Here is a 16,188-nt window from a genome sequence, read left to right as displayed (position 1 = left end):
ATGGTTGAGCAAACCAAAGGCTGGACGCGCGATGAAATGGCCGCGCGTGCGGCAAAGGAACTCAAGGACGGTTTCTACGTCAATCTCGGCATCGGCATCCCGACGTTGGTGGCGAACCACATCCCAGACGGGGTCGAGGTCACGCTCCAGTCCGAAAACGGCATGCTTGGCATCGGCCCGTTCCCCTATCCCGAGGATGTCGATCCCGATCTGATCAATGCGGGCAAGCAGACCATTTCGGAACTGCCGTCGTCGGTCTATTTCAGCTCGGCGGACAGCTTTGCCATGATCCGTGGCGGGCATATCGATCTCACCGTGCTCGGTGCGATGGAAGTCGCCGAAAATGGCGACATCGCCAACTGGATGATCCCGGGCAAGATGATCAAGGGCATGGGCGGTGCGATGGATCTCGTCGCGGGGGTGAAAAAGATCATCGTCGTGATGGAACACACCTCCAAGAACGGCGATCCCAAGTTCATTCCCGCCTGCACGCTGCCGCTCACCGGCAAGAATGTCGTCGATATGATCGTCACCGATCTCGCCGTGTTCCAGCGGCCCGATCATGCCAGCCCGTTCCGGCTGGTCGAGCTTGCCCCCGGCGTAACCGCCGAGGAAGTCGCCGCCAAGACAAGCGCGCATTACATCAGCTGATCGCACAACCGCTTTGGCTGTGATAAGGCCGGCTCCGCACGCGCGGGGCCGGCTTTTTTCATGGCGCGCCCGGCAATCACGGGAGAGTGCGCATGGCCTATACGCTGATCACCGCAAACCGGAATTATTCGAGCTGGTCGCTGCGCCCGTGGATCCTGATGAAGGCCTTGGGGCTCGCCTTCACCGATCGGCTAGAGCCCTTTACTGGCCCTGAAAATTACGAGGATTTTCGCAGCTTCTCGCCCACCGGGCAGGTGCCCGTTCTAGTTGATGGTGAAACCCGCATCTGGGATTCGCTCGGCATCGCGCTCTATCTGGCCGAACGCCACCCCGGCGTCTGGCCTGCCCACGCCGATGCACGGGCCTGGGCCTACTGCGTGGTTACCGAAATGCACGCCGGCTTCGGCGCGCTGCGCAACGACTGCACGATGAATATCGGCGTGCGGGTCGCGCCCAATCCCAAGCGCGCCGCGCTCGAGCGCGATATCGCGCGGATCGCCGAAATCTGGGCGGAGGGGCTTTCGCGTTTCGGCGGTCCCTGGCTTGCCGGGGACAGCTTCACCGCCGCCGACGCCTTTTACGCGCCGGTCGCCTACCGCGTGCGCACCTATGGGCTGGATGTCGGCGCCGCCGGGCAGGCCTGGGTAGACCGCATCCTCGCCCATCCGGCGATGCAGGAATGGGAAGAGGCCGCGCTTGCCGAAGGCTGGCGCGAGGCGGCGCACGAGGCCGAATTGCTGGCGGCGGGGCGCATCACGGCAGATTATCGACGCACGAATTGACTGGCGCGGCGCGCGTCAGGCGCTAGCATCCATACCATGGCCATTCGTCTTCCCCACGGTGCCACGAATCTGCAGGCCGGAGACGCCGCCCATGCGGCGTTCGAGGCTGAACTGCTCAACGAAAAGGTCGCCTCGCTCACCCGCGCTTCGCGGGTGGCGGAAAAGGCGCTGGCCGATCTCGCCGCCTTTGCCGGGGACGTTGATGGCACGGAACATGATGCGCTGTGCGATGCCGCAGCCGCGCGCGTGTGGGAATATCTGGTGCAGCGCGAACTGTGCGGTTTTGCCGATACCGCCTCGGTCGTCAGCGATCTTGCCGTCCCGCCGATCGTGCGGAAACGGCTGGGTGTCGCGAAAAAGCGCTGAATTTTTACGATGAATGAACCGTGACACGGGACCGGGTGAATCTGCGGAGTCTTGGCGAAACCCCTATGACACGCTTACATTTGTTACCATAATGAATGAGCGGGCCAGTCAGGCTTTGCGGGGGTCGGAAACGAGATGAAATCAGCGGGATCGCGTCGTTGGGCGCTGGGCTATCCGATAGCCGCCATCAGCATGGCAGCGGCCGCACTTTACGGATTCGCGCAGGCGGGGCCGGGCAAGGCGGCCGATGACAAGGGCGACGCCTTCAAGCTCACCTCCACCTACAGCGCGGTGGTCGCCGATCCGATCGCCTTTAGCGGCCCTCAACGCGTCGATTATGAACGCGTCGACCAGCGCCTTCAGCAACTCGTCCACGGCCGCGACATGGTCGGTCTTGCCGTGGCGATCATCGAGAACGGCCATATCCGCTTCGTGAAGGGGTACGGCGTCACCACTTCCGGCGGCACCGAACCCGTTACCCCCACGACGGTCTTCCGCTGGGCCTCGCTGTCCAAGGGTGTCGCCTCCACGCTCGTCGCCAGCCTTGCCGACAAGGGCATGCTTTCGCTCCGGGCCCCGGTCGCCCAGTTCAACACCACGCTGCGCCTGCCCGGCGGCGCCGAAAGCCGCGTCACGGTCGAGGATATTCTCGCCCAGCGCACCGGGCTTCCCCGCAATGCCTATGACGACAAGCTCGAACAGGGCATGGATGCGGGCGTGCTGCGCGGCATGCTCGCCACCGTCGGTGCAACCTGCGCGATCCCCACCTGCTACAGCTATCAGAATGTCGCCTACGACACCTCCGCCGAAATCGTGCAGAAGGTGACGGGCAAGCCCTATGCGCAGGTCGTGCAGGAACGCCTGTTCGCGCCGCTCGGCATGGCGAATGCCAGCATCGGCCGCGCCGGGCTGCAGCACGCGGCCAGCTGGGCGCGCCCGCATGTCAATCAGCACATGCTTGAAGTGAACGACAATTATTACCGCGTGCCCGCAGCGGGCGGCGTCAATTCCTCGATCTTCGACCTCGCCAAATGGATGCGCGCGCAGATGGGCGCAGCTCCCGGCGTGCTGTCGAACGAGGTGCTCGACCGCGTCCACCAGCCGATGGTCGTCAGCACGCGCCATGGCGGCGGCCGCGTCGATGCCCAGCTCAAGAACGCGCATTATGCGCTTGGCTGGCGCGACTATGAATATCTTGGCCACAAGATCACCGGGCACCGCGGCGCAGTGAACGGCTATCGCTCGCTCATCCTGTTCGACGGTGCCCAGAAATCGGGGATCGCGATGCTCTGGAACTCGCAGAGCAACCGCCCGGTCGGCATGCAGCTCGAGGTGATGGACATGCTTTACGGCCAGCCCTTCACCGACTGGATGGATCTGGGCAAGGCGCCTGCCGGCGGTGGCGGCGCACCGGTCGTTGCGCGCTAGTCGTCAGCGGATGATACGCACGAAAATTGCGCATTTCTGGCTTTCGCTGCAACGCGGAATGGGTCTATGGGCGGTGGCATGACTATGCCACGCACACTGTACGAAAAGATCTGGGATTCGCACGTCGTCGAACGTCGCGATGATGGCACCTGCCTGATTTATATCGATCGTCACCTTGTTCACGAGGTCACGAGCCCGCAGGCCTTTGAGGGGCTTCGCGCCGCCGGCCGCAAGGTGCGCCGGCCCGAACTGACGCTCGCGGTCCCCGATCACAACCTGCCGACCACGGCGCGTCTCGATGCGGCGGGCAACCGCCTGCCGATCGCGGACCCGATGTCCGCCGGGCAGCTTGCCGCGCTTGAGGCCAACGCGCCTGCGTTCGGCATCCGCTATATCGGCGCCACCGACCGCGAACAGGGCATCGTCCATGTCGTCGGCCCCGAACAGGGTTTCACGCTGCCGGGCTGCACGCTTGTCTGCGGTGACAGCCACACCGCCGCGCACGGTGCGCTCGGTGCGCTCGCCTTCGGTATCGGCACCAGCGAGGTGGAGCATGTGCTCGCCACGCAGACGCTGCTGCTCAAACAGTCGAAGACGATGGAAATCCGCGTCGACGGCACGCTCGGCGCGGGCGTCACGCCCAAGGACGTGATCCTCGCGAGCATCGGCAAGATCGGCGCCGCGGGCGGCACCGGCTATGTCATCGAATATACCGGCTCGGTCTTCCGCGACATGTCGGTCGAGGGGCGTCTCACCGTCTCCAACATGTCGATCGAGGGTGGCGCGCGCGCTGGCCTGATCGCGCCCGATGACAAGACCTTCGCCTATCTGAAGGGGCGTCCGATGGCGCCGAAGGGCGCGGATTGGGACAAGGCGGTTGCCTGGTGGCGGTCGCTCGCTACCGATCCCGGCGCAACCTATGATCGCACCGTCATCATCGACGCCGCCGACATCGTCCCCAGCGTCACCTGGGGCACCAGCCCCGAAGACGTCGTGCCGATCACCGGTGTCGTGCCCGATCCCGACAGCTTCGAAGATGCGTCCAAGCGCGATGCCGCACGCAAGTCGCTCGACTATATGGGCCTCGTGCCCGGTCAGCGGATGCAGGACGTGGCGGTGGAAAACATCTTCATCGGCAGTTGCACCAACAGCCGGATCGAGGATCTGCGCGCCGCCGCCGATATCGTGCGTGGCCGCCATGTCGCGGCGGGCGTCAAGCAGGCGCTTGTCGTGCCCGGCTCGGGCCTCGTCAAATATCAGGCCGAACAGGAAGGGCTCGACCGCGTCTTTATCGAAGCGGGCTTCGAATGGCGCGAACCCGGCTGCTCGATGTGCCTCGGCATGAACCCGGACAAGGTGCCTTCGGGCGAACGCTGCGCCTCGACGTCGAACCGCAATTTCATGGGGCGGCAGGGGCCGGGTGCGCGCACCCATCTCGTCTCGCCGGCCATGGCGGCGGCGGCGGCGGTGACCGGGCGTCTGACGGACGTGCGCGAACTGATGGACTGAACAAGGGGGAAGGGGCGCCATGAAAAGGGTAATGGTCCTGCTGTTCGGCGGCGCGATCCTGAGCGGGGTCGCGGCGTGGAACGCCATGGCGCAGGAAAATCCCGGGATTACGCTGCAGGCGTTCGAATGTGGACGCTTCCAGCAAAATGATCTCGGGATCTTCTCCGACACGATGCGTTTCAAGGGCGAAAAGCGCGAATTCGTCGCTGGCTGTTTCCTGATCCGCCACCCCAAGGGCGTGCTGCTTTGGGACAGCGGCTTTACCAAGGCGCTGGTCGGCGCGAAGGATGGCCCGGCGGGCGTGGTCGTGTCGCAAAGCATCACCGATCGCCTGTCGCAGGCGGGCATCCAGCCGACTTCTGTCACCCATGTCGGCATCAGCCATTATCATCCCGATCATACGGGCGGCGCGGCCGAGTTTCCCGATGCCGAACTGCTGATCGGCGCGGGCGACTGGAACGCGGTTCAGGCGATGAAGCCCGATAACCCACAGGCGCAGATGCTCACCCACTGGCTTTCGGGCAAGGGGCGCGTCCGTCCGGTGAAGGGCGATCTCGACGTTTTCGGTGATGGCAGCGTCACGATGCTCGCCATGCCGGGGCACACGCCGGGGCACAGCGCGCTGCTCGTGCGCCTGCCCAAGACGGGCGCGGTGCTCATCAGCGGCGATCAATATCATTTCCGGGAAAACCGCGCGGTGCGCGGTGTTCCCATCCCCAATACCAGCCGTGCCGAGACGCTCGCCTCGCACGACCGGTTTGAGGAAATTGCGAAAAATCTGAACGCGCGCGTCGTCATCCAGCATGATTCGCGCGATCTGGCAGAACTGCCCGTCTTTCCGGCGGCGCTAGACTGAGGACTTATGGAAAAGGTTACTGTAATCGAGGGGCGGGCCTATCCGCTCGGTCTGAAGAATGTCGATACCGACATGATCATCGCGGCCGAATGGCTGAAGACGATCAGCCGCTCAGGCCTCGGCGCGGGCGCGTTTGAGCGTCTGCGCAAGGACCCCGACAATGTGTTCGACGATCCTGAATATCAGGGCGCGCCGATCGTCATCGCGGGCGATAATTTCGGCTGCGGCTCCAGCCGCGAACACGCTGCCTGGGCGATGCTCGACATGGGGCTGAAGGCGGTGATCGCCCCCAGCTTTTCCGACATTTATTCGGGCAATGCGTTCAAGAACGGCATCCTCACGGTCGTCCTGCCGCAGGACGCGGTGGACCGCCTGCTCGAAGTCGCCAGGACGCATCCGATCCATATCGATCTGGAAAACCAGTCGGTGACGACCCCCTTCCAGGATCGTTTCAGCTTCGAGATCGATCCCTTCCGCAAGCGCTGCCTGATGGAAGGTCTGGACGAAATCGGCCTGACCCTTGCCATGGACGCGCAGATTGCGCAGTTTGAGCAGAAGGTCGGCGATGAACGGCCATGGATCTCAAAAGGGGTAACTGGATGAAGGCATTGCTGTCCAAGGCCGTTGGTGGGCCGGAAACGCTGGTTGTCGAAGACATCGCGGATCCGGAGGCCGGGGCAGGGCAGCTCCTCGTCTCGGTAAGGGCCTGTGCGGTCAATTACCCCGACGTCCTCATCATCGAGGACAAATATCAGGTAAAACCGCCGCGGCCCTTTTCGCCCGGTGGTGAAATCGCCGGGGTGGTGGAAGCCATCGGCCCCGGCGTCACCGGCTGGCAGGTGGGGGACCGCGTGGTCGCGGTTCCCGGTTCGGGCGGGATGCGGCAGAAAGTGCTGATCCCCGCCGAAAAGGCCTTCAAGCTTCCCGAAAATCGCGATTTCGCCGAGGGTGCAGCGCTTCTGCTCACCTATGCCACGACGATCCATGCGCTCGTCGACCGCGGTGGCCTCAAGGCGGGCGAAACGCTGCTCGTGCTTGGCGCTGCGGGCGGGGTAGGGCTGGCTGCTGTCGAGCTGGGCAAGGCGCTCGGCGCGCGCGTGGTTGCCGCCGTCTCGTCGGAAGAAAAGGCTGAGGCCGTTCGCCGCGCGGGCGCCGATGACGTTGTGATCTATGGCCGCGCGCCGTTCGACCGCGATCAGTCCAAGGCGCTTGCCGATGCGTTTAAGCAGGCGGTCGGGCCAGACGGCGCCAATGTTATCTACGATCCCGTCGGCGGCGATTATTGTGAGCCCGCGCTGCGCGCCATCGCGTGGGAGGGGCGCTATCTCGTCATTGGCTTCCCGGCCGGTATTCCCAAGCTCCCGCTCAACCTTACCCTGCTCAAGAGCTGCGACGTGCGCGGCGTCTTCTGGGGCGCATTTGCCGCGCGCGATCCCGAGGCCAACCGCGCCAATGTCGCGCGGCTTTTCGCGCTCTGGGAAGATGGCAAGATCGCGCCGCGCGTCACCGGCCGCTTCCCGCTCGAGCGGGCGGGAGACGCGATCGCCCAGATGGCCGCGCGCAAGGTCATTGGAAAGCTTGTGGTCGATATCGGAGATTGATCGGCCGTCCCCGTTGCGGTTCGGCGCGCGCGGCCTTATCTCGGGCTCGAAACGCTGACTAATCAAGGGACCACAATGACCACTTTTGACGAGCGCGAGCGCGCATTCGAAACAAAATTCGCGCACGATCAGGAAGTCCAGTTCAAGATCACCGCGCGGCGCAACCGTCTGCTGGGTCAGTGGGCCGCCGAAAAGATGAAGCTGACCGCCGAGGAAACCGACGCCTATGCCAAGGCTGTCGTCCAGGCCGATTTCGAGGAAGCCGGCGACGAAGACGTGATCCGCAAGGTGCTGGGTGATCTCACCTCGGCCGGCGTCGAAGTCGACGAAGCCGTTGTCCGCGCCGCGCTCGACGAAATGACCGTCGAAGCCCGCCGCCAGTTCATGGAAGCGCTCTGATCATGCCTATGGCGGCAGAAGACATCGAGGCGATGATCGTTGCCGCTATTCCCGATGCCAAGGTGGAAATCACCGATCTGGCTGGGGATGGCGATCATTATGCCGCTCGCGTGGTGAGCGAAGTTTTTCGGGGCATGCCCCGTGTGAAGCAGCACCAGGCGGTTTACGCCGCGCTGGGCGGTCGGATGGGCGGGGTTCTCCACGCTCTCCAGCTGACCACGGCCACGCCCGACTAAGGAGCAAATGACATGACCGACGATACCCAGGCCCGTATTGGCCAGATCGTCTCTTCGAACGATGTGGTGCTGTTCATGAAGGGCACGCCGCTTTTCCCGCAATGCGGCTTTTCCAGCCGCGCGGTGGCGATTCTCGATCATCTCGGCGTGGCGTATGAAAGCGTCGACGTGCTTCAGGATCAGGGCGTTCGGCAGGGCATCAAGGAATTTTCCGACTGGCCGACCATACCCCAGCTTTATGTGAAGGGCGAATTTGTCGGCGGTTCGGACATCATGATGGAAATGTTCGAAGCGGGCGAGCTGCAGCAGCTCGTCGACGAAGCCGGCGTCGCCAAGGCCGGTTGATCCTTCGCCCTTTAAGGGGCCGATAGCTTGAAAAGGCCGTGCCACCCCGGTGGCGCGGCCTTTTTGTTTGTCTGGCCGTGTGGTAAAAACCGCCGCCGTCGCCGGCGGCACCCCATGTTCATTTCGCGTTCAGTCAATTGACTACAGATGTAGTCACTGTTAATTACAGTTGTAGTCGGACGGGGAGAGAGCCGGTGCACGAACGCATAAGTGATGCCGAACATGTGGTGATGGAGGTGCTCTGGGAAGAGGCCCCGCTCACCGCCGCCGAAGTCCACCAGCGGATCGATCCGGCACGCGGCTGGTCCGATCGCACCGTCAAGACGATGTTGTCGCGGCTGCTCACCAAGGGCGCGCTTGCGCATGAGGAAGAGGGCCGGCGCTATCTTTATCGCCCGGCGGTCGCGCGCGACGATTATGTCAGCGGGGAATCGCGCAAGCTCGTCGATCGCCTGTTCGGCGGCCGTCTTTCGCCGCTGGTCGCGCATCTGGCCGAACGCGATGAACTCAGCGCCGAAGATGTCGCCGAGATCGAAGCCCTTTTGAAGGCGCTGAAACCATGAACTGGATCGCCGAAACCCTCATCGCATCGACGCTGCTCATGGCCGCCGTCCTGCTTGTCCGCGCGCCCGTCGCGCGCATCTTTGGTCCGCGCATTGCCTATATGCTCTGGCTTCTGCCGGCGCTGCGCATGGTGCTGCCGCCGATCCCCGAAACCGTGGCCGATGTGCCGTCAAGCCATCTGCCCCAGATGCTCGATCTCGCCGTGCTCGAAATGCCCGTCGACATGATCGCGCTTGCCGAGACGCCGGTGCAGGGCACGGGCGGGGTGGATTGGCTCACGCTGGTGCTCGCTATCTGGCTCACCGGGGCGCTCGCCTATTTTGCCTGGCATCTCGTTGCCTATCACCGCTTCGTCCGCACCGCGCTGGACAATGCGCTGCAGCTGCCCGAGCTTGATCGCCATGGGATTGAGGTGTGCGCCAGCAAGGCTGTGGACGGGCCGGTGGCCACCGGCGTCCTCCTTCAGCGCATCGTCCTGCCGTTCGACTGGCGCACCCGTTACGACGCAACCGAACTCCGCCTCGCGATGCTCCACGAAACCGCACATCACCGTCGCGGCGATCTCTCGGTCAACTATCTCGCGCTCGCGATGCTCTCGCTCCACTGGTTCAACCCGGTCGCACACCGCGCCTGGCGCGCCTTCCGCGCCGATCAGGAACTGGCGTGCGATGCGATCGTGCTCGCTGGCGCTGGCGGGGATGCCAAGCACAGCTATGGCCTTGCGCTCGTCAAATCGGCGTGCAGCCGAACGCCGGTGGCCGTGTGCGCGCTCAACCCGCGCGATCAGCTGAAGCTGCGCCTGCGCATGATGCGCCAGGTGTCGGCACCGGGCGTTGGCTCGCGCGCGCTCGCCGTCGCGCTTATCGGCAGCGGGCTGGGGCTTACCGCCTCGGGCGGGTTTGCCGCCGATACCACACGGGATATCGTCGCCGATCAGGTAGAGGCCATCGAAACCGCAATTCCGGCGCCCGCAAATATAGCTGCGATCGCCACGCTCGCTGTGCCTGCGCCGCCGGCAGTCGCGGATCATGCGGGCGCCGTGCCCGCGCCGATTGCGCCGCTCCCCCCCGTGGCAAACGCTGATCCGGCGCAGCCGCCGGTGCCCCCGGTTCCCCCCGTGCCCCCGGTCGCCCCCGATCTGCGCGAAGCCCATGCCGCGATCCGCGAAGCCCGCGCCGCGCATGCCGATGCCGAGCGCCATGTCGCTGAAGCGATGCGCGTGGCCCATGCTCAGGCGCGGCTGGCGGATGCCCAGGCGCGGATCGTCACCCGCTCGGTAAAGATCAGTGCATCGGCGGATTGCAAGGGTTCGGCGCGGGCGATGGTCACCACCGATGGCACGGGCGCGGTCATCGATCGCACCGAATATTGCCTGCCCGATCGGGCCCAGATCCGGCGCCAGACGCTCGATGCGCTCAAGGAAGTGCGCTCGGATCTTGACGCCGATCGCGCGATGGATGCCACCGCGCGGCGGCAGGCGGTCGCCTCGATCGACGCGCAGATCGCGCGCCTCTCGGCCGATGCCAAGCGGTGGTGACTGGGGCTGGCCGCTCTGCTATGCTTATCCAGCTCCACCTGAGGGACGCATTCAGGGAGGGGATCGGGCGAAACGCTTACAGGCCGTTTCGCCCGATCACGTTTGTGGGCCTCGAAATCTTGTTTCTCGCGGATAATATGCCACATGGGGGGCATGGAAGATTTCCCGACGGGACAGGTCATCGCCTTGACGCCGCTTATCCGCCGCGTGCTTGCGCCCAACCCCTCCGCCTATACTTATTCGGGCACGCAGACCTATGTCATCGGGCATGGCCGCGTCGCCGTGATCGATCCGGGTCCGGACGATGCCGCGCATGTCGATGCGCTGCTCGCTGCGGTCGCGGGCGAAACGGTTGCCTATATCGTCTGTACGCACACCCACCGCGATCATAGCCCGGCCGCGCGCGCGCTGAAGGCGGCGACGGGGGCGGAGATCGTGGGCTGCGCCGCGCTCGCGCTCGATGACGATGGCCCGCGCGCCGATGCCGCGTTCGATGCCGATTACCATCCCGACCGGGTTCTCGCCGATGGCGAAGCGCTGAGCGGTGAGGGGTGGACGCTGCGCGCGGTCGCAACGCCGGGGCATACGTCGAACCATCTTTGCCTCGCGCTGGAAGAGGAACAGGCGCTGTTCACGGGCGATCATGTGATGGGCTGGTCCACCAGCGTCGTCTCCCCGCCCGATGGCGACATGGCGGCCTATATGGCCAGCCTCGAACTGCTGCTCGGCCGTCCCGACGCGGTCTATTATCCCGCGCACGGCGATCCTGTGGAAAACCCGCGCCGCTTCGTGCGCGGGCTGCTCGGCCACCGCAAGCAGCGCGAAGGGCAGATACTGCGCCTGCTCGGCCGGGGCACGCACGATATCCCGGCGATGGTCGCCAGCATGTACAAGGGGCTCGACACGCGGCTACACGGCGCCGCCGGACGCTCGGTCCTTGCGCATCTCATCGATCTCGAACGCCGCGGGCAGGTCCGCGCGCACGATGAGCATTGGGAATTGCTGCCGCAATGAAACCGCTTGGAAAATGGCTGATCGCAATTGCCTTTGCGATTGCGCTGGGGCTCGGTGCGCTCCTTCTCGTGCAGCGCACCGCCGAAAATCGCTGGCAGGGAAGCCTTGAGACGATCGCTGCGTCGAGCCTTCAGGGCCTGCGCGAACAGAACCGCCTGTCGGCCTTCGCCGCGCGCTTCGTCGCGGTCGTCACCTCCGAACAGAACCGCTTCGGGCTGAGCGCGAAGAAGACGCTGATCATGCCCGGGCTGGTGCGTTACGAGGTCGATCTGTCCAAGCTTGCAGACAAGGACCTGCGCTGGGACGAAGCGACCAAGACGCTCAGCATCACGCTTCCGCCCGTCGAGATCAGCGGACCGGAAGTGGATATGACCGCGATAAGGGAATATGATGGCGGCGGCATATTGCTGGCGCTGACCGATGCGGAAAAGACGCTCGACGCCGCGAATCGCAAGGCCGGTCAGGTTGAGCTGGTGCGGCAGGCGCGCGAAGACGTTCCGATGAAGCTCGCCCGGGAAGCCACCCGGCGCGCAATCGCCAACAGTTTCTCTATGCCTTTGAAGGCAGCGGGCGTAGAGGCCAACGTCGTCGCGCGTTTCAGCGACGAATCCGGAGGTTGAGGAAGATGGATGCACGTGGTGGAATTGGCGGGAGCCTGACCGGGCTCGACCTGAAGGCGGAGATCGACCGTCTGCGCAAGGAGCGCAATGCCGTCATTCTGGCCCATTACTACCAGAAGCCTGAGATTCAGGATCTGGCCGATTTCGTGGGCGACAGCCTTGAGCTTTCGCGCAAGGCCGCGGAAACCGATGCGGACGTGATCGCCTTTTGCGGCGTGCGCTTCATGGCTGAAACGGCAAAGATCCTCTCGCCGCAAAAGACCGTGATCCTGCCCGACATGGACGCCGGCTGCAGCCTCGAGGATTCGTGCCCGCCGGACAAGTTCAAGGCGTTCCGCGAACAGCACCCCGATCACATCGCGCTCACCTATATCAACTGCTCGGCAGAGGTGAAGGCGCTCAGCGACATCATCGTCACCAGTTCGTCGGCCGAAAAGATCCTCAGCCAGATCCCCGCGGATCAGAAGATCATCTTCGGCCCCGACAAGCATCTTGGCGGCTATCTGGCGCGCAAGTTTGGCCGCGAAATGCTGCTGTGGCCGGGCGTCTGCATCGTGCACGAGGCGTTTTCGGAAACCGAACTGCTCAAGCTCAAGGCGCAGTATCCGGGCGCGCCGGTTGCGGCGCACCCCGAATGCCCGCCGCACGTGCTCGACCATGCCGATATGGTCGGGTCGACCAGCGCGATCCTCGAATTCGCGAAGACGACCGAGCATGACGTGGTGATCGTCGCCACCGAACCGCACATCATCCACCAGATGGAAAAGGCGGTTCCGCACAAGACGTTCATCGGCGCCCCCGGTGCGGACGGAAACTGCAACTGCAATATCTGCCCGTATATGGCGCTCAACACGATGGAAAAGCTCTATATTGCGCTGCGCGATCTGGAGCCGCGCATCAAACTCGACGAAAATGTGCGTCTCGCCGCGAAGACGTCGCTCGATCGCATGCTCGCCATGGCCTCCGGCACGGTGGGCATGGGCGATCTCGGCGCGCGCCCCACGGGCGACTAACGATCACCAAGGGGCGTGCGGCCTGCACGCCCCTTGGCGTACCCCGCGCTTTTCGTGCGTGGAAGAACCCTCTGACCAATGATCTATGCGCCCCGGCATAAGCCGCCCGCGCATTTGACCCTCCCGCACCCCCGCTGCATTCTGCCCTGAACGCGCAGGGCAGGAGGGCAATCCGATGCAGCACGACGAACGCTTGGCGGACACTGCGGGGGATGATCGGCGAACCTTCCTGAAAGGTTGTGGCCGTTTCGCGCTGACCGTGCCGCCGGCCATGACCGTGCTGCTGTCCACATCGCTGTCTTCGCCCGCCATCGCCGCGTCTACCGGCGGTACGCCTGGGGGTGGCGGCGAAACTGGGGGCGGGGCACCGCCGTCTTCTTCTCCGACTGGCGAGGGACCACGCAGCGGTGCTGGCGATAGCGGGAATGCGCCGCGCGTCGAAACTCCACGTACCGAGGCACCCCGGAGGGAAACCCCGCGTACAGGCGGTGGGGATGGCGGGCGGGACGAGGGGCGACGGCACGAAAATCTGCGCTGAACCTGCTCGGATCTCGCCGCATCCATTCGCGCTCGCGCGCCATTCCGGCTTTTCCAGCGCGTTGAATGCGGCTAGGCAGCGCGCATGACTTTCTCGCTTTCCGGTTTCGACCTCGACGCTTTCGTTGCCGCCACGCTCGCCGAAGATCTCGGCCCGGGGGGCGATATCACCTCGGCTGCGGTCATTCCCGCCGATGCGATCTTCGCAGGCGTGATGGACAGTCGCGATGCCGTGACGATCGCGGGGCTGCCCATCGCCGCCGCCTTTTTCCGCGCGCTCGATCCGTCGGTGGAAATCGAGATGCTCGTTGCCGATGGCGACCGGGTGGCCGCGGGCACCAATTTGATGCGGCTGAAGGGCAGCGCGCGCGCGATGCTTACCGCCGAGCGTTCGGCGCTCAACACCGTCCAGCACCTCACCGGCATTGCGACGATGGCGCGCGACTATGTCGATGCGATCGACGGCACGGGCGCAACGCTGCTCGATACGCGCAAGACCATTCCGGGCCTGCGCGCGCTCGAAAAATATGCAACCCGCATGGGCGGCGCGACCAACCACCGCATGGGCCTGTGGGACGCCGCGATGATCAAGGACAATCATGTCGCCGTTGCGGGCGGGGTCGCCCAGGCCGTCGGCCGCGCGGTCGCCGCCGGGATCGAACGCATCATCGTCGAGGTCGATCGGCTTGATCAGATCCAGCCCGCGCTCGCCGCCGGGGCCACGCACCTGCTGCTCGACAATATGGGCCCCGCCACGCTGCGCGAGGCCGTGGCGCTGGTGAACGGCCGTGTGCCGACCGAGGCGTCGGGCGGCGTCCGCCTCGATACCATCCGCGCGATTGCCGAAAGCGGCGTCACCTATATCTCGGTCGGCCGTCTCACCCAGTCTGCACCGGCGGCCGATATCGGGCTCGATTTTGAAAGCGCATGATCTTGCCCTTGCGGCGGCGCTGATCGGCGCTGCCTTGCCGGGGGCTGCGGGTGCGCAGGCGATCAGTTGCGCCATCCCACGCCATGTCGCGCGACCCTTACCGGATAACCCCACCCCCTCTCAGCCGCAGCGCAATCTTGCGATCGGCAGCTATACGCTCGCGCTCACCTGGTCGCCCGAATATTGCCGGACGCGCCAGAACAGCACCGAGGATCGGTTCCAGTGCGGCAGCGGCAACCGCTTCGGCTTCACGCTCCACGGGCTCTGGCCCGATGGATATGGCGGGAAATGGCCGCAATATTGCCGTCCGGCCCGCATCCTGCCGCAAAGCACGATCCGCGCCAATCTCTGCGCCACGCCGTCGGCGCAGCTGATCCAGCATGAATGGGCCAAGCACGGCACCTGCATGACGACGCGGCCCGAAACCTATTTCGCCGAAGCGCGCGCGCATTATGCGAAGATCCGCTATCCCGATATGGATGCCTTATCGCGGCTGCCTAACCTCACCGTGGCGCAGTTTGCGCACGCCTTTGCCGCCGCCAATCCGGGGCTCACCACTGCGATGTTCCGCGTCACCGGCGCGCGCGGTTGGCTGGATGAGGTGTGGATCTGCATGAACCGCCAGCGCAAATGGACACGCTGCCCCACGCATCAAAAGGGGCTCGCCGATAGCGCGCGGCTCAAGATCTGGCGCGGGCGCTGATCGGTTCAGCGCCCGGCCGGGGTTTCAGGCTCAGGCCGCCTTCAGCGACGCCATGTCGATCACGAAGCGATATTTCACGTCGCTGCGCAGCATCCGGTCATAAGCCTCGTTGATCGCGTCCATCGGAATCGTCTCGATATCGGCGGTGATCCCGTGCTCCTTGCAGAAATCGAGCATTTCCTGCGTTTCGGCGATCCCGCCGATCAGCGAGCCGGCAATGGCGCGGCGGCGGAAGATGAGGTTGCCGACGGCGGGTGAGGGATGCGGCTCGGCGGGCACGCCGACCAGCGTCATCGTCCCATCGCGCTTCAGCAGGTTGAGGAAACGGTCCAGATCATGCGGCGCGGCCACGGTGTTCAGGATGAAGTCGAAGCTGCCCGCATGCGCTTGCATCTCGGCGTCGTCGCCCGATACGATCAGGTCGGTCGCCCCCAGCCGTTTCGCATCCTCGCGCTTCGAGGGGGAGGTGCTGAACACATAGACTTCGGCGCCCATCGCGTGCGCGATCTTCACGCCCATATGGCCAAGCCCGCCCAGCCCGACGATGCCCACCTTGCTGCCCGGCCCCACCTTCCAGTGGCGCAGCGGCGAATAGGTGGTGATCCCCGCACACAGCAGCGGGGCAACCGCCGCCAGATCGGCGTCGTCATGGCCGATCGCCAGCACGAAATCCTGCTTCACGACGATATGCGTGCTGTATCCGCCCAGCGTGTGGCCACCATGTTTGGCGTCCTTGCTGTTGTAGGTGCCGACAAAGCCGCTGCCTTCGCAATATTGCTCCTCGCCCGCATCGCAGGACGGGCAGGTGCCGCAACTGTCGACCATGCAGCCTACGCCCACGGTATCGCCCACGGCGAACTTGGTGACATCGGGGCCGATCGCGGTCACCTTGCCGACGATCTCGTGGCCCGGCACGCAGGGAAAGGTGGTGCGGCCCCATTCGTCATAGGCGGTGTGCAGATCGGAATGGCACACCCCGCAGAACTGGATGTCGATCGCGACATCGTCTCCCACGGGATCGCGCCGCTCGAAACTGAACGGCGCCAGCGGGGTCCCGGCGGTTTTCACGGCATAGGCGTCGGTCTGAACGGGCATC

19 protein-coding genes are annotated in these 16,188 nt (G+C 64.8%); 18 read left to right on the top strand and 1 reads right to left on the bottom strand.

The features are described 5' to 3' along the window. From QYC26_RS04025 to QYC26_RS03940, 18 genes are all read left to right on the top strand, one after another. Window positions 1-651 carry a CoA transferase subunit B gene (locus tag QYC26_RS04025; protein ID WP_317514109.1) on the top strand — a complete coding sequence of 217 codons (651 nt, stop codon included), beginning with the start codon at window positions 1-3 and terminating at the stop codon, window positions 649-651. A 92-nt stretch (window positions 652-743) separates the two neighbouring features. Then, window positions 744-1,433 carry a glutathione S-transferase family protein gene (locus tag QYC26_RS04020; protein WP_317514108.1) on the top strand — a complete coding sequence of 230 codons (690 nt, stop codon included), beginning with the start codon at window positions 744-746 and terminating at the stop codon, window positions 1,431-1,433. Between the two features lie 36 nt (window positions 1,434-1,469). After that, window positions 1,470-1,799, top strand: coding sequence for a DUF6665 family protein (locus tag QYC26_RS04015; RefSeq protein WP_317514107.1), 330 nt, complete (start codon window positions 1,470-1,472; stop codon window positions 1,797-1,799). 135 nt (window positions 1,800-1,934) lie between these two features. Beyond that, a complete protein-coding gene (locus QYC26_RS04010; protein ID WP_317514106.1) occupies window positions 1,935-3,227 on the top strand; it encodes a serine hydrolase domain-containing protein in 1,293 nt (430 codons plus the stop codon). A 78-nt stretch (window positions 3,228-3,305) separates the two neighbouring features. Continuing rightward, window positions 3,306-4,736 (top strand): 3-isopropylmalate dehydratase large subunit, encoded by a 1,431-nt coding sequence (gene leuC / locus QYC26_RS04005; RefSeq protein WP_317514105.1) that lies wholly within the window; start codon window positions 3,306-3,308, stop codon window positions 4,734-4,736. Window positions 4,737-4,755: 19 nt separating this feature from the next. Beyond that, entirely contained in the window at window positions 4,756-5,592 is an 837-nt protein-coding gene (locus QYC26_RS04000; protein ID WP_317514104.1) for an N-acyl homoserine lactonase family protein, read from the top strand. Window positions 5,593-5,598: 6 nt separating this feature from the next. After that, window positions 5,599-6,195 carry a 3-isopropylmalate dehydratase small subunit gene (gene leuD / locus QYC26_RS03995; protein WP_317514103.1) on the top strand — a complete coding sequence of 199 codons (597 nt, stop codon included), beginning with the start codon at window positions 5,599-5,601 and terminating at the stop codon, window positions 6,193-6,195. Further along, window positions 6,192-7,193, top strand: coding sequence for an NADPH:quinone oxidoreductase family protein (locus tag QYC26_RS03990; protein ID WP_317514102.1), 1,002 nt, complete (start codon window positions 6,192-6,194; stop codon window positions 7,191-7,193). Before leuD ends, QYC26_RS03990 begins: the two co-directional genes overlap by 4 nt. 75 nt (window positions 7,194-7,268) lie before the next feature. Then, entirely contained in the window at window positions 7,269-7,592 is a 324-nt protein-coding gene (locus QYC26_RS03985) for a DUF1476 domain-containing protein (protein ID WP_317514101.1), read from the top strand. A gap of 2 nt (window positions 7,593-7,594) precedes the next feature. Next, window positions 7,595-7,828, top strand: coding sequence for a BolA family transcriptional regulator (locus QYC26_RS03980; protein WP_317514100.1), 234 nt, complete (start codon window positions 7,595-7,597; stop codon window positions 7,826-7,828). Between the two features lie 12 nt (window positions 7,829-7,840). After that, window positions 7,841-8,173, top strand: a complete 333-nt coding sequence (grxD, locus tag QYC26_RS03975; RefSeq protein ID WP_317514099.1) for a Grx4 family monothiol glutaredoxin — start codon at window positions 7,841-7,843, stop codon at window positions 8,171-8,173. A gap of 194 nt (window positions 8,174-8,367) precedes the next feature. Beyond that, on the top strand, window positions 8,368-8,736 hold the full coding sequence (locus QYC26_RS03970) for a BlaI/MecI/CopY family transcriptional regulator (protein WP_317514098.1): 369 nt from the start codon (window positions 8,368-8,370) through the stop codon (window positions 8,734-8,736). Next, the gene (locus tag QYC26_RS03965) at window positions 8,733-10,274 is read left to right on the top strand and encodes a M56 family metallopeptidase (RefSeq protein ID WP_317514097.1); all 1,542 of its coding nucleotides are present in this window, start codon (window positions 8,733-8,735) and stop codon (window positions 10,272-10,274) included. The genes QYC26_RS03970 and QYC26_RS03965 overlap by 4 nt, the downstream gene beginning before the upstream one ends. A 144-nt stretch (window positions 10,275-10,418) precedes the next feature. Continuing rightward, the gene (locus QYC26_RS03960) at window positions 10,419-11,288 is read left to right on the top strand and encodes an MBL fold metallo-hydrolase (RefSeq protein ID WP_317514096.1); all 870 of its coding nucleotides are present in this window, start codon (window positions 10,419-10,421) and stop codon (window positions 11,286-11,288) included. Beyond that, the gene (locus QYC26_RS03955; protein ID WP_317514095.1) at window positions 11,285-11,908 is read left to right on the top strand and encodes a DUF4230 domain-containing protein; all 624 of its coding nucleotides are present in this window, start codon (window positions 11,285-11,287) and stop codon (window positions 11,906-11,908) included. Before QYC26_RS03960 ends, QYC26_RS03955 begins: the two co-directional genes overlap by 4 nt. A gap of 5 nt (window positions 11,909-11,913) precedes the next feature. Then, on the top strand, window positions 11,914-12,921 hold the full coding sequence (gene nadA / locus QYC26_RS03950) for a quinolinate synthase NadA (protein ID WP_317514094.1): 1,008 nt from the start codon (window positions 11,914-11,916) through the stop codon (window positions 12,919-12,921). Between the two features lie 622 nt (window positions 12,922-13,543). Continuing rightward, window positions 13,544-14,389, top strand: coding sequence for a carboxylating nicotinate-nucleotide diphosphorylase (nadC, locus tag QYC26_RS03945; protein WP_317514093.1), 846 nt, complete (start codon window positions 13,544-13,546; stop codon window positions 14,387-14,389). Continuing rightward, complete coding sequence (locus QYC26_RS03940) at window positions 14,376-15,092, top strand: ribonuclease T2 family protein (RefSeq protein ID WP_411197626.1); 717 nt, start codon at window positions 14,376-14,378, stop codon at window positions 15,090-15,092. Before nadC ends, QYC26_RS03940 begins: the two co-directional genes overlap by 14 nt. Window positions 15,093-15,122: 30 nt before the next feature. Here QYC26_RS03940 and QYC26_RS03935 read toward each other — a convergent pair whose 3' ends face one another. Next, a complete protein-coding gene (locus tag QYC26_RS03935) occupies window positions 15,123-16,187 on the bottom strand; it encodes an NAD(P)-dependent alcohol dehydrogenase (RefSeq protein WP_317514092.1) in 1,065 nt (354 codons plus the stop codon). Between the last annotated feature and the right edge of the window lies 1 nt (window position 16,188).

The sequence above is a fragment of the Sphingomonas sp. C3-2 genome (assembly GCF_033025475.1).
In the GTDB taxonomy this organism is placed as follows: domain Bacteria; phylum Pseudomonadota; class Alphaproteobacteria; order Sphingomonadales; family Sphingomonadaceae; genus Sphingobium_A.
The sequence above is the reverse complement of the archived record's forward strand: the minus strand, read 5'-3'. Positions and strand labels throughout refer to the sequence as shown.